Source organism: Pedobacter nototheniae, from assembly GCF_032678625.1.
Lineage (GTDB): Bacteria > Bacteroidota > Bacteroidia > Sphingobacteriales > Sphingobacteriaceae > Pedobacter > Pedobacter nototheniae_A.
The window spans coordinates 602,265-615,018 of sequence record NZ_JAVTSO010000001.1; the positions used below are offsets into that span (position 1 = coordinate 602,265).

At 36.3% G+C, this 12,754-nt stretch carries 13 protein-coding genes; 7 read left to right on the forward strand and 6 right to left on the reverse strand.

Going from position 1 to position 12,754, the window contains the following annotated elements; translation table 11 throughout:
* Positions 1-196 precede the first annotated feature (196 nt).
* From R2Q77_RS02690 to R2Q77_RS02700, 3 genes are all read left to right on the forward strand, one after another.
* Complete coding sequence (locus tag R2Q77_RS02690) at positions 197-703, forward strand: GbsR/MarR family transcriptional regulator (RefSeq protein ID WP_316802166.1); 507 nt, start codon at positions 197-199, stop codon at positions 701-703.
* An 86-nt stretch (positions 704-789) separates the two neighbouring features.
* A complete protein-coding gene (locus R2Q77_RS02695) occupies positions 790-1,605 on the forward strand; it encodes a DUF393 domain-containing protein (RefSeq protein WP_316802167.1) in 816 nt (271 codons plus the stop codon).
* Positions 1,606-1,609: 4 nt separating this feature from the next.
* Positions 1,610-2,536 (forward strand): TIGR01777 family oxidoreductase, encoded by a 927-nt coding sequence (locus R2Q77_RS02700; RefSeq protein ID WP_316802168.1) that lies wholly within the window; start codon positions 1,610-1,612, stop codon positions 2,534-2,536.
* Between the two features lie 201 nt (positions 2,537-2,737).
* Here the strand turns inward: R2Q77_RS02700 and R2Q77_RS02705 are convergent, their stop codons facing one another.
* From R2Q77_RS02705 to R2Q77_RS02730, 6 genes are all read right to left on the reverse strand, one after another.
* Positions 2,738-2,998, reverse strand: coding sequence for a DUF4834 family protein (locus R2Q77_RS02705; protein WP_316802169.1), 261 nt, complete (start codon positions 2,996-2,998; stop codon positions 2,738-2,740).
* A 106-nt stretch (positions 2,999-3,104) separates the two neighbouring features.
* Complete coding sequence (locus R2Q77_RS02710; RefSeq protein ID WP_316802170.1) at positions 3,105-3,617, reverse strand: hypothetical protein; 513 nt, start codon at positions 3,615-3,617, stop codon at positions 3,105-3,107.
* Positions 3,618-3,620: 3 nt separating this feature from the next.
* A complete protein-coding gene (locus R2Q77_RS02715; protein WP_316802171.1) occupies positions 3,621-3,818 on the reverse strand; it encodes a YwbE family protein in 198 nt (65 codons plus the stop codon).
* 107 nt (positions 3,819-3,925) lie between these two features.
* Positions 3,926-5,968: an excinuclease ABC subunit UvrB gene (uvrB, locus tag R2Q77_RS02720; RefSeq protein WP_316802172.1), complete on the reverse strand. Its 2,043-nt coding sequence runs from the start codon at positions 5,966-5,968 to the stop codon at positions 3,926-3,928.
* A gap of 241 nt (positions 5,969-6,209) precedes the next feature.
* Positions 6,210-8,582, reverse strand: coding sequence for a M1 family metallopeptidase (locus tag R2Q77_RS02725; protein WP_316802173.1), 2,373 nt, complete (start codon positions 8,580-8,582; stop codon positions 6,210-6,212).
* Positions 8,583-8,593: 11 nt separating this feature from the next.
* Positions 8,594-9,178, reverse strand: a complete 585-nt coding sequence (locus tag R2Q77_RS02730; protein WP_316802174.1) for a HupE/UreJ family protein — start codon at positions 9,176-9,178, stop codon at positions 8,594-8,596.
* A 90-nt stretch (positions 9,179-9,268) separates the two neighbouring features.
* Here R2Q77_RS02730 and R2Q77_RS02735 point away from each other — a divergent pair, with 90 nt between their 5' ends.
* The 4 genes from R2Q77_RS02735 to R2Q77_RS02750 all read left to right on the forward strand — a co-directional run bounded on the left by R2Q77_RS02735 (position 9,269) and on the right by R2Q77_RS02750 (position 12,735).
* Complete coding sequence (locus R2Q77_RS02735; RefSeq protein ID WP_316802175.1) at positions 9,269-9,781, forward strand: DUF6702 family protein; 513 nt, start codon at positions 9,269-9,271, stop codon at positions 9,779-9,781.
* A gap of 151 nt (positions 9,782-9,932) precedes the next feature.
* Positions 9,933-11,201 carry a DUF7033 domain-containing protein gene (locus R2Q77_RS02740; protein WP_316802176.1) on the forward strand — a complete coding sequence of 423 codons (1,269 nt, stop codon included), beginning with the start codon at positions 9,933-9,935 and terminating at the stop codon, positions 11,199-11,201.
* Positions 11,202-11,285: 84 nt separating this feature from the next.
* Positions 11,286-11,930 carry a uracil phosphoribosyltransferase gene (gene upp, locus R2Q77_RS02745; RefSeq protein ID WP_316802177.1) on the forward strand — a complete coding sequence of 215 codons (645 nt, stop codon included), beginning with the start codon at positions 11,286-11,288 and terminating at the stop codon, positions 11,928-11,930.
* 115 nt (positions 11,931-12,045) lie between these two features.
* On the forward strand, positions 12,046-12,735 hold the full coding sequence (locus R2Q77_RS02750; RefSeq protein ID WP_316802178.1) for a YjjG family noncanonical pyrimidine nucleotidase: 690 nt from the start codon (positions 12,046-12,048) through the stop codon (positions 12,733-12,735).
* Positions 12,736-12,754 lie beyond the last annotated feature (19 nt).

A 12,754-nucleotide genomic window follows, 5' to 3' on the forward strand; every position in this document is an offset into this window, starting at 1 on the left:
TCAAAAATAAAAAATTGGGCGGGATAAAAAAGGAATTAATTGAATGCCCGCGTAATAAAAATATTATTCTTTAAAAGCTTAACCAACATACCTGTTCCGGGCGGGATTAAAAAAGGATTACTTTAATAAAAATCTTTCAATTAAAATAAACTTTCAATAACTATTGAAAGTTTAAAAAGTTTATTTATATTTGTTCATGGAATTAGCAGCAGCAAAACTGAAATTTATTGAAGCATGGGGCAAATTAGGCTCTGAATGGGGCATTAACAGAACAATGGCTCAGGTACACGCCTTGTTACTAATTTCACCTGATGCGCTGACAACAGAAGAAATAATGGAAAGTTTGAGCATTTCAAGAGGAAATGCCAACATGACACTACGGGATTTAATTGGCTGGGGCTTGATTGAAAAACAACATAAAGTCGGAGAACGTAAAGAATATTTTTTTGCCGATAAAGATGTTTGGAACATCGCCCGCCAGGTAGCTAAAGAACGTAAAAAACGCGAACTCGAGCCCGTTTTGAAAATTCTGACCGAATTATCTACGGTTGAAGGCGATGAAAAGGATACTGAATTTAAAACATTTAAAAAATCGGTGGCTGATATTAATAAATTAGCGAACAATGTAGATAAAACGCTGGAAACTATGCTCAAAGCTGAAGAAAACTGGTTCTGGGGTTCCGTTCTAAAAGTTTTTAAATAAAAATAAAATATTCATTAAGCCTTAAATGGCTTAATTTTTTAACATAAACTTTCAATTTATATTGAAAATACTAAAAATAAAAGAACATGAAAACACTCGCCAACCATGTAATCTTATTCGATGAAGAATGTCCAATGTGCCATCTTTACACCAAAGCTTTTACCCAAACCGGAATGTTACCCGAAAACGGGCGAAAAGCCTACCAAAACATGCCCCATGAAATTTGTTCTTTAGTTGACAAACAGCGGGCAGTAAATGAAATTGCTTTAGTTAACACAGCAACAGGAGAAGTAAAATATGGAATTCATAGCCTATTTAGCATAATTGGCAATGCTATGCCTGTTTTTAAACCACTATTTGGATTTCGTCCATTTATTTGGTTAATGAGCAAGGTTTACGCTTTTATCTCTTACAATAGAAAAGTAATTATCCCTGCTGAAGTAAAGGCCGATCAAATTCAGCCTACATTTAAACTTAGATACCGCTTGGCCTATTTATTTTTTACCTGCTTAATTACAGCGTATATTTTAACTAACTATGCCCATTTGCTCACCAGCTTTGTACCGCTTGGCCACACCTATCGCGAATACCTGATCTGCGGTGGACAAGTATTTTTTCAAGGCATTGTAATCTCATTTTATAAAAAAGACCAGTTATGGGCGTATCTTGGAAATATGATGACCATTTCTTTTGCCGGTGCTTTGCTCCTCCTTCCGGCTTTACTTATCGGAAAATATTTTACCATTCACCCAATTTTCTTTCTGGGCTATTTTTTAAGTACTGCCGGCCTGATGTTATTGGAGCATTTGCGTAGAAGCAAAATTTTAAAATTAGGTTATGTACTTAGCATCACCTGGGTTATTTATCGTTTAATTGTATTGGGATTAATTTTTAGCATTTAAAAACATGAAATACGGGAAAATTATTTTAGTTGGTGGAAATGGTTATGTTGGTGGTGTTTTAGCAAGTCACTTTAGTGAAATTGCCGATGAGGTAATTATTCTATCAAGAAAAGCTGGAACTCCTGACAGAAACATAAAAACCATATTATGGGATGGTAAAACACGCGGCGCCTGGGAAAACGAATTTGCAGGTGCAGATTTACTGGTTAATCTTTGCGGGAAAAATGTTAATTGCCGTTATACTGAAAAAAATAAGAAGGAAATTATAAATTCAAGGTTGATTCCCACAAAATTAATTGGTGAAGTAATTAACGGGATGGATAATCCGCCAAAACTCTGGATCAACGTTACGTCTGCAACCATTTACCGCCATGCAGAAGACCATCCGCAGGATGAATTTAAAGGAGAAATAGGGTATGGTTTTTCCATTGATGTTTGTAAACGCTGGGAGAATAGTTTTTTTGAAAGCACAACACCAAACACCCGTAAAATAGCACTTCGTATGGGTATTGTTATGGGCAGAAAAGATGGCGCTTTTCCACGCCTGCTTAACCTGGTAAAATTGGGTATGGGCGGAAAACAAGGTGATGGCAAACAGTATGTAAGCTGGATCCATGAACAGGATGTTGCCTTAAGTATTGAATGGTTAATTGATCAGCCGCAAATTAATGGTGTTGTAAACTGTACAGCTCCTGAAGCCGTAAAAAATGAAACCTTAATGAAAACAATCAGAAAGGTTTATGGTATGCCAATAGGTTTGCCTGCTCCAGCATGGCTTTTAGAAATTGGAGCTCGATTAATCGGGACGGAAACAGAATTAATACTTAAAAGTCGTTGGGTTAAACCAACGGTTTTGATGGAAAATGGCTTTATTTTTCAGTACGGAAAATTAGAAAATGCTATTCATGACATCATTAGTCTGAGGATTTAACATGCGCTTAACTCCTTATATCCTTTGTTAACTGATATTGCCTACAGATTGCTTCGTTCCTCGCAAAGACGAAAAAAGGAGCGTCATTGCGAGGAACGAAGCAATCTCATTAAGAACAATTTTATCTAACTACTTTCTTAAAATATTAATCTATAAAAAATCAGGCAGAAAAAAAGCCCTGGCTATAACCAGGGCTTTGCTTTATTGTTTAACTTCTTCGTAATCTACAAAGTCGCCCAACTTGTCCGTTTTACTTTGATCCGGTTTAGGTGGCATGTAGTCAATTGAGATTGAACCTTCGGGTTTCGAACGCCTTTGCTGGCGTTGCTGTTGTCCTCCTGTAGCTTGCTGTTGCATTTTAGAAGCCACGTTATTGAACAACATTGGCAACAATAAGCGTATCAGTAATCTGATGGCCCAAAGCACCAATATGGTTATGAATATAAATTTTATTAACGGCATATTAATTTACTCTTAATACAAATATAGACGTAGCTAAATTTATTTTGTTACTTTTTTATCCTTTAATTGCAATTTAATTACAATCAAATATACGAATAAGAATCAATTAGGGTTTTAGGGAAATTTTTATAACCTCCAACTTTCCCGATAGCTTATCTTCTGTTTTTATAAATTCGACATTCTTTACCTTATCCTCAACAATGTAAAAATCGTTAAAAGTTACCAATCTTCTTTGTTCGACAAATACAGGCAAGTTCCAGTTTTTGCTATGTATCTTAAATTTTTTAAGGACATCTGCTATACTTACTACTTTAACATCGTTATTTAATGTAATCTCAATAGCTCCATTGTTACCTCTATATCCGTATTTGGCAAGCGCATCCTTTCCGTTAACTATCTTAATGCCTTTTACTTTCGAAACACCTAAATACTGTACATCCGTATTAGATATTTCCTTTTTATTAACAACATAAAGTGGTTGATTTGTTAAAAATCCGGTTCTTGAGGGTGTACAAATCCGAATGACCTTTTCTTTCTTTAAAGAATCATTGACAAGAGTTTGAGCAGCTAACTTTGCGTTTAAAACAGTTATTAACAAAATTAGCCAGCTGTATTTCATAAATTAGTCTTCTACTATTTCTGCTACACGACCAATCTGGCCATCATCTAATCTTACTTTTATTCCGCGTGAATGAAATGCTGAAGAGGTTAACAGATTCTTAACAACACCATAAGTAACATTACCTGACCGCTGATCCTTTTTTAAAATAATCCCCACCTCTAACCCCGGGTAAATATCCTTTCTGTTTTGTCCGTTCATTTTTTATTTATTTATTCTTTTTGAAAATATGATGTTTAAATAATCAAAATTCCATAATTAACAAGATGTGGAACTGTGTCAACTTTAATTGATTAGCACATCATTTCTTACTTCGGGAATTTTTCATTAAACATTTTCTCTAAGGCAAACATTTCATCCCGTAATTTTGCAGCCTGCAAAAAGTCCATATCTTTTGCAGCCTTTTGCATTTCCTTTTTTGTATTATCAATCGCCTTCTGCAGATCGGGTTTACCCATATATTGCACTATCGGATCTGCAGCAATGCTAATTTCAGCATTTTCTACATAAGCCCTGGCTATATTATCACTTGCTCTCTGAGAAAAGTCCAATACAGAGGTTTGCTCCAGAATGGCTTCGCGAGATTTACCAACAGTCATTGGCGTAATTCCATGTTCCAGATTATAAGCAATCTGGATATCACGACGACGATTGGTTTCAGAGATGGTCTTCTCCATGCTGTCGGTAATTCCATCGGCATACATAATTACCCTACCTTTATCATTACGGGCTGCACGGCCAATGGTTTGGATTAATGATTTTTCTGATCTTAAAAAACCTTCTTTATCTGCATCTAAAATGGCAACTAAAGTTACTTCGGGTAAATCTAAACCTTCTCTTAAAAGGTTAATCCCAATTAATACATCAAATTCGCCTAAACGCAAGCCCCGTAAAATCTCTACACGTTCCAGTGTTTTAATTTCTGAGTGAATATATCTTGTTTTAATATTTAAGCGGTCCATATACTTAGTAAGCTCTTCGGCCATACGCTTGGTTAACGTTGTAACCAAAATACGCCCACCCTGTTTTATGGTGATGTCAATTTCGTCTAAAAGATCATCTACCTGGTTAATCGCAGGTCTGATTTCAATTATAGGATCTAATAAACCCGTTGGGCGAATCACTTGTTCAACCACCACTCCATCAGATTTTTCCAATTCATAATCGGCAGGTGTGGCACTTACATAAATAGTTTGTGGTGCAAGGGCTTCGAATTCGTTAAAGTTTAACGGGCGATTGTCTAATGCAGCAGGTAAGCGAAAACCATATTCAACCAGTGAAAGTTTACGGGATCTGTCTCCTCCATACATGGCCCTAATTTGTGGTACCGTAACGTGGCTTTCATCAATCACCATTAAATAATCATCCGGAAAATAATCCAGCAAACAAAAGGGGCGCATACCCGGGCTGCGTCCATCAAAGAAACGCGAGTAATTTTCTATTCCAGAACAATAACCAAGTTCCTTCATCATTTCAATATCAAAGTTGGTACGTTCTTCCAGTCGTTTAGCTTCCAGTAAATGCCTGTCGGCAATTAACTGGTTTTTACGAATCTCCAACTCTTCCTGAATGCCCCAGATGGATTGTGTAAACCTGTCTTTTGGTGTTACAAATAAGTTGGCCGGATAAATGGCCATATCTTCCAGTTTTTCAATGGTTTTGCCCGAAACGGGATCAATTGCTGAAAGTTCTTCAATATCATCACCAAAAAAAGAAATGCGGTAAGCATGATCCAGGTATGCTGGATAAATATCGACCGTATCGCCTTTAACCCTGAATGTTCCGCGCTTAAACTCAGTTGTAGCCCTTGAATAGAGGATTTCTACCAGACTATGCAAAAATGCGTTCCTTGAAATCCGAAGTCCTACCCCAAAACGGAAAACCATCCTCGAAAAATCTTCCGGATTTCCCATACCATAAATACAGGAAATTGATGATACCACGATGATGTCCCTTCGCCCGCTCATTAAAGAGGAAGTGGTGCGTAAACGCAACTTTTCAATTTCTTCATTAATGCTTAAATCCTTTTCTATATAAGTATTACTGGATGCAATAAAAGCTTCTGGCTGGTAATAATCGTAGTACGAAACAAAATAATTCACCGAATTTTCAGGGAAGAAGTTCTTAAATTCTCCGTAAAGCTGTGCAGCAAGGGTTTTATTGTGGCTTAAAATTAAGGTCGGCTTTTGTGTCTGCTCAATTACATTTGCCACTGTAAAGGTTTTACCGGATCCGGTAACGCCCAATAAAGTTTGATAATGTTCTTTTGAATTTACACCTTCAACAAGCTGTTTTATAGCTCCTGGCTGATCGCCTGTTGGTTGATACGCGGATGTGATTTTAAATTTCATAGGCAATATCAAATATAGGGAATTAGGTTGAAATGCTAAAGATTATAGCACAGCTATTAAAACATTTGATGATATAATGATAAAAAGTTACGCCTTAAAAAAAGCGTGGCTTACATTCATTTTTCACGATTTTATTCTGTTGAACTTATTTAAATGACTTAAACGTATTTAAGCAAGTCCTATGAGAGGATCGAGATTATAAATTGAATGTATGCCACGCGCGCTAATAACTTAAACCGGCTTATTTTCCGGAAGCTTTTTGCATTGGGTTCTGACCAACAGACTGGCCTCTTACCGCAGCATTTGCTTTAGTTTTATAGATTTTAAATTTACTTTCCTTTGCCTTACCGCCCCAGGTATTATTATTAGTATCAATGTCGGCGGTTTCTCTTAACGGATCAACAAGAATCGATTCTACTTCTTTATCTTTTACATAGAACTTCGAGGTTTTTAATTCGTTGTGTCTCCAAATTTGAGCGGGTATGCGGTCAATTTCCTTAGTGCCATCTTTATAGGTAAATTCTACAATTATTGGCATCACCAACCCACCTTTGTTGCTAAAGCTCAGCTCGTAAAAATACTTATTTTCATATTTTTGCTGATCGCCACTTGCAACGACCTCAAATGGAGCAGTCATTTCGGTTTTTATAGCCGTTGTGGTATCTACAGTAACTAAACCTCTATCATAGTTGTAATAAAAATCGTGAGTTGCAGGATTTTTATCTACGTAAAAGTTTATTTTTTTATCTGCCCTGTTTCTAATCTTGGAAAGATCATCAAAAGCATTTACGGCAGGTTTGTCTATTTTTACCATTCTCGATCTTGCAGCAGGTATTGTAGTTGGAAAATCGGCTTTGGCAAACTTTACACTATCCAAAGAAATATCGCATGGATCAGTACCATAAAACCAGCCTCTCCAAAACCAATCTAAATCTTCGCCACTGGCATCTTCCATGGTGCGGAAAAGATCGGCTGGTTCGGGGTGTTTAAAAGCCCACCTTCTGGCGTATTCTTTAAAAGCATAATCAAACAGTTCTCTACCCATAATCGTTTCCCGAAGAATATTTAAACCTGTAGCAGGCTTTGAATAAGCATTTGGTCCAAAACGGGCAATATTTTCAGAATTGGTCATAATTGGTTCCAGCTCATCTTTTGGCAACTTCATATAATCTACAATGGTGTATGCCGGGCCTTTTTTACTTGGAAAAGTATTGTCCCAAAGCTCTTCGGTCAGGTATTCTACAAAAGAATTTAAACCCTCATCCATCCAGGTCCATTGGCGTTCATCACTATTTACAATCATTGGGAAAAAATTGTGGCCAACTTCATGTATAATTACACCCAGCATACCATTTTTAGTGCTTTCGCTGTAGGTACCATCGGCATCTGTACGGCCATAGTTAAAGCATATCATTGGGTATTCCATTCCATTTGCGGCTTCTATGCTTTGTGCAACAGGATAAGGGTAAGGAATGGTAAAATCAGAATAGGTTTTAATGGTATGGGCTACGGCACGGGTAGAAAACTTGCTGTATAAGTTGTAGGCCTCTTTTCCATAAAAACTCATGCACATCACCGTATTATTGTTTGCGGCTATTTTTTGTGGCATGGCATCCCAGATAAACTTCCGGGAAGATGTCCAGGCAAAATCGCGAACATTATTAGCCTGGAATACCCAGGTTTTTTTTGTGGTAGTTTTTTTGGTTTCAGCAGTTTTTGCCTCAGCCAATGTTTGAATTTCTACTGGAGCCGATGCTGTTTTAGCCGTATTGTACCTGCTTAACTGTGTAGGGTTTAAAACTGCACTATAGTTAATACACTCACCCGTTGATCCAACCAGGTGGTCTGAAGGAACAGTCATTTGTACTTTAAAATCTCCGAAGGTCAAAGCAAATTCGCCTCTGCCGGTAAACTGATGGTTTTGCCAGCCCTGGAAATCACTGTATACGCATAAACGGGGATACCATTGCGTCATTGTAAATAAATAATTACCGTCAGCAGGGAAAAACTCATAACCGCCCCGGCCACCAACGCTCATTCGATCGGTAATTTTATAGTTCCAATCAATATTGAAGATAAATTTTTGTCCTGTTCTTAAAGCAACGGGCAAATCAATCCGCATCATGGTTTTATTTACGGTATAGCTTAATTTTTTACCCGTAACATCGGTCAGTTTCGTGATGTTAATTCCATAACCATTATTGGTTTTGCTACTCAGCTGATCTATGCTTTGCGTGGTTCCGTAAGCAGGCATTTTAGTGGCATCCTGGTAATTTGCACTTTTATCCGTACTGTGCTGGTTTTCATCAAGCTGCAACCAGATATAGGTTAACGGATCGGGAGAATTATTGGTATAGGTAATACTTTCAGATCCAGTTAACAGTAAATTTTTCTCATCCAGCTCGCACTTAATGTTATAATCAGCACGTTGTTGCCAATACTTAACGCCAGGCGCACCGCTGGCTGTACGTTGTTCATTTGGTGTTGGCAAAATGGTGCCAAGTTGTTCAAATTTATTCCCGTGGTTGCTACCGGGATTATTCTGAATGTTTTGGGCAAAAGCCAGGCTTCCTGAAAAAATCATTAGGCCAGTCAGCGTAAACAGTTTATTCATGCTATGTTTGTTTAAATTGGAATTCTTTCTAAAGCCATTTTTAAAGCCAGGCTAAATACGGCTGCGGATATAAATAATACCCAACTCAATCTTTTTATATGTGTATAATTAAAAACAATCCATGTTATGGCTAAAATAATTATGACCATAAATATTTGTCCGGCCTCCAGCCCAACATTAAAACCAAATAACCCCCAGCCAATGTTTTGATCTTTTGCCAGCATAATCCTGATTGAATTTGCAAAACCCATTCCATGAATTAAGCCAAAACCCAAAGCCAGATAATAGTTTATTCTTACGGATTTCATGGAAAAATTTTTCCTGAACAAATTGCTAACAGCCGTTAAAACAATGGTACAGGGAATCAAAAACTCTACCCATTTACTTTCAAACCGGATGATATCTAAAACGCTTAACAAAAGTGTTAAAGAATGCCCAATGGTAAAAGCTGTAACCAAAATTAACACCTGTTTTAAATTTTTGTAACTATAAATGGCTACAAGTGCTAAAATAAACAATTGATGATCCAATGCATCCGAACTTATGATGTGTTCCCAACCTAATTTGAAGTAAAAAATAAAATCTTGTAAGGGCATTTTTTAAATTTAGCTTTATATTAATAAGCTTTAGTACTTTTGAATGCTTAAAATTAAAATTTTAATTACAAAAAATTTAAAATTGCCCTAATGCAACTGTTAAATACCAAATTTGTTACCCTATTTCTGCTTTTTCTGCTTTCAACATTAACAAAAGAGTATAAACACCCTCTTCATGTAAGTACAACTGAAGTAAATTTTAATGCCAAGGATAAAACACTTGAAGTAAGTTGCAGGATTTTTACAGATGATTTTGAATCCATCCTATCTAAATTGTACAAGCAAAAAACAGACCTTTCCAAACCAGCGATGAAAATTGCAATGGACGATCTGGTTAAAAAATACCTGACTACTCACTTACAAATTAAAGTCAACGGAAAAATAGTTGCATTGAGCTATGTTGGCTTTGAGATAGACCACGAGGCAACAAATATTTATTTAGAAATTGAGAAAATAGCTGCGGTTAAATCCGTTGAGGTTAACAATACCATTTTATACGATTTATTCGATGATCAAATGAGCATTGTGCATGTTGTTAAAAACGGAAACCGAAAAAGTGGTAAGATTCTTTATCCAGACAAAAGCTTTACAGCAAACTTTTAATTATAATCTTTGTATTAAATATTAATCCGTTTTAATAAAACGTTAACTTTAATTTAAAGTACATTACCAAACAAATGACGAGGAAGATAATATTTGTCATGTAAAATTGTTTGTAACCTTAATTTATACGTCCCTATTGTTTAAATAAGTTATGCACTTGATCATTTTCTCTTCCACGTTAACACCCAGGATAAAATATATCTTTAATTTTATATTTAAGGATATTTTAAAAGCCGAGGTTGAGTTTACCGGGAACAGCCAATATTTTTCGCAGAGCGATCACGCTAAAATCAGTTATGGTGATCAGCCATTGGGCGATGAATTATTTTTTAAAAGCACGGGCTTGCTTTTTTCAAACAAAGTTGAAGATTTTACTTTAAAAACAACCACATTTGGCGATTATGAGGTTCCTTTTCCTGTTGAGGGCTCTGCACTGCCTTTTGATGTTTTTGCAGCATCATTCTTCCTCGTTAGCAGATTTGAGGAGTACCTGCATCATAAAAAATCAGCTGAAGATTTTAAACCGTCGAAAAGTTACCAGCACAAATGGAAATTGCTCGACAAACCCATTATTGATGGCTGGGCACTGATTTTAAAAAACATGATCAGGAAAAAATATCCGGCTTTTAAATTTCACGACAAAAGCTTTAGCCATCATCCAACCATAAACTTTAAAATATTACCAACTGCCCCCGATGGGTTTTTATTAAAGACTAAATTCTTTTTTCAGGCGATTTTTAAAAAGGAAACAGAATATTTCAATTCCAGGTTTGATAAAGCCACGGGTTTAAGTGCTAACCATGATTTATTGATTACAGAAGTTGAAAAATATTTTGAGAGCAAAAAGAATCATCCGATTTATTTTATCGAATTTCCAAATGTTCCTATAGAATTTATCCAGAAAGATAAAATTTCAAAATACTTAGACGATAAGGCGGTGGGTTTGTTAAGACCATGCGCCAATGAAAGTCAGAAAGCCATTTCCATTAAGGATACCATACTTAAACTTAAAAAACTCTATCCGGCAAAGGTTAACTTAATGAGCCAGCAACTGGAAGTATTGGAATTCCCGACCTGCTATTTAAAACTTTTAAATTCGGGCATTACCTCAGATTATTCAATGGGTTATGCCAATACACCTGGTTTCAGAGCCGGTACCTGCACAGCTTTTAACTGGTACGATTTACAGCTCGAAAAGGTTACCCCGTTAAACATTAAGCCTTATTGCATTACCGATACTGCTTTGGAGCATTTGCCCGCCAAAGAAGCCTTAACCTTGGTAGAAGAATATGTAGCCATTGTTAGGTTTGTTGATGGTACTTTTTACAGCAGCTGGCAGTTAAAAAGCTTATCGAATAATTTAAAGGTTAAAAAACTAAAAAACCTATTTAAAGAAATGTTGAAACATGCAGGTAATTAATATGTTCTAAACCTGTAGTACAGAAATATTAAATTTACAACAGGTGGCTTTAATTAAATCATTATTTTAGCCGATAAACTGATTATGATTTTTAACCTTAGCAAAACCAAATCCATAGCGAATACTTTTGTATCCGAACTTCGCGATATAGAAATACAAAAAGATTCGATGCGTTTTAGAAAAAACCTGGAACGTGTAGGAGAATTTTTCGCTTATGAAATTGGTAAAACACTTTCTTATAAAGTTAGGGAAGTAACCACTCCGCTGGGTACTTCAAATTGCGAAGTATTGGAATCGCAACCCGTTTTAGCGACTATTTTAAGGGCTGGACTTCCACTTCAACAAGGTTTACTTAACATTTTCGACCAGGCTGATTGCTGCTTTATATCGGCTTACAGAAAAGTAAAGAAAAGCGGCGATTTTGTAATCCAAATGGATTACGTTTCTACGCCTGATTTGGATGGAAGAGTTTTAATTATGGCAGATCCAATGTTGGCTACGGGGCAAAGTATGGTGATGTGCTGCAAAGAACTAATTAACCGCTATAAACCCTCAGCCTTACATATCGTTGCTGCCATTGCAAGCGCTGAAGGCGTGGCCTATGTAAGGGCCCATTTACCAAAAGCTACATTATGGCTTGGTGCAATTGATGAAGAGATGACCAGCAAATCTTACATTGTTCCAGGTTTAGGCGATGCCGGTGACCTTGCGTATGGAGAAAAAATATAGTGACTATTCTTTTTACTCCTCCCTCACAACATACATGTAAAAGTTTCAGATTATTTCTAAACCAGGCGTAATAGCAACTATCTTTGGCAGAAATTAGAAAACAACCACATTCCCAATGAAAAAACACATTTTTTTTGATTTAGATCATACCATTTGGGATTTTGACCGGAATGCTGAAGAAACACTAAACGAACTTTACCATGCTTATGATTTAAATAATCTCGGCCTAACTTCCTGTGCCGATTTTATTGCTACTTATACAGAAAACAATCATCAGCTTTGGGCAGATTATCATCTTGGAAAAATTACCAAGGATTTTTTAAGGTCGGAGCGTTTTAGCAAAACCTTTATTCAATTGGGCATTCATCCAGATGCTGTTCCGCATCAGTTCGAAGATGATTATGTAAATATTTCGCCAACAAAAACCAATTTATTTGAAGCCGCTGAAGAAGTTTTAGCTTATTTACAACAAAAATATACCCTACACATTATATCAAACGGGTTTAAAGAAACAACACTAACCAAAATGAAGGTTTCTAATCTTAACCCTTATTTTCATCATGTTATTATTTCCGAAGACGTGGGTGTTAATAAGCCCAGTCCGGTAATTTTTCAACACGCTTTAGATGTAGCCAAGGCCAGCAAAGAAGAAAGCATTATGATTGGCGACAGTTTAGAGGCCGATATTTATGGTGCCTTAAACTTTGGAATGGAGGCTATTTTCTTTAACCCGTTAAAAAAAGAAAAGCCTGAAAATGTAAAGCAGGAAATTACGCACCTCAAAGAATTACTCCTTTTATTTTAAATGGATCTGCAATTGTTTG

Bases quoted from the DNA above. Each gene is read 5' to 3' on its own strand.
- R2Q77_RS02690 (WP_316802166.1), top strand. From the start codon at position 197: ATGGAATTAGCAGCAGCAAAACTGAAATTTATTGAAGCATGGGGCAAA.
- R2Q77_RS02695 (WP_316802167.1), top strand. From the start codon at position 790: ATGAAAACACTCGCCAACCATGTAATCTTATTCGATGAAGAATGTCCA.
- R2Q77_RS02700 (WP_316802168.1), top strand. From the start codon at position 1,610: ATGAAATACGGGAAAATTATTTTAGTTGGTGGAAATGGTTATGTTGGT.
- R2Q77_RS02705 (WP_316802169.1), bottom strand. From the start codon at position 2,998: ATGCCGTTAATAAAATTTATATTCATAACCATATTGGTGCTTTGGGCC.
- R2Q77_RS02710 (WP_316802170.1), bottom strand. From the start codon at position 3,617: ATGAAATACAGCTGGCTAATTTTGTTAATAACTGTTTTAAACGCAAAG.
- R2Q77_RS02715 (WP_316802171.1), bottom strand. From the start codon at position 3,818: ATGAACGGACAAAACAGAAAGGATATTTACCCGGGGTTAGAGGTGGGG.
- uvrB (WP_316802172.1), bottom strand. From the start codon at position 5,968: ATGAAATTTAAAATCACATCCGCGTATCAACCAACAGGCGATCAGCCA.
- R2Q77_RS02725 (WP_316802173.1), bottom strand. From the start codon at position 8,582: ATGAATAAACTGTTTACGCTGACTGGCCTAATGATTTTTTCAGGAAGC.
- R2Q77_RS02730 (WP_316802174.1), bottom strand. From the start codon at position 9,178: ATGCCCTTACAAGATTTTATTTTTTACTTCAAATTAGGTTGGGAACAC.
- R2Q77_RS02735 (WP_316802175.1), top strand. From the start codon at position 9,269: ATGCAACTGTTAAATACCAAATTTGTTACCCTATTTCTGCTTTTTCTG.
- R2Q77_RS02740 (WP_316802176.1), top strand. From the start codon at position 9,933: ATGCACTTGATCATTTTCTCTTCCACGTTAACACCCAGGATAAAATAT.
- upp (WP_316802177.1), top strand. From the start codon at position 11,286: ATGATTTTTAACCTTAGCAAAACCAAATCCATAGCGAATACTTTTGTA.
- R2Q77_RS02750 (WP_316802178.1), top strand. From the start codon at position 12,046: ATGAAAAAACACATTTTTTTTGATTTAGATCATACCATTTGGGATTTT.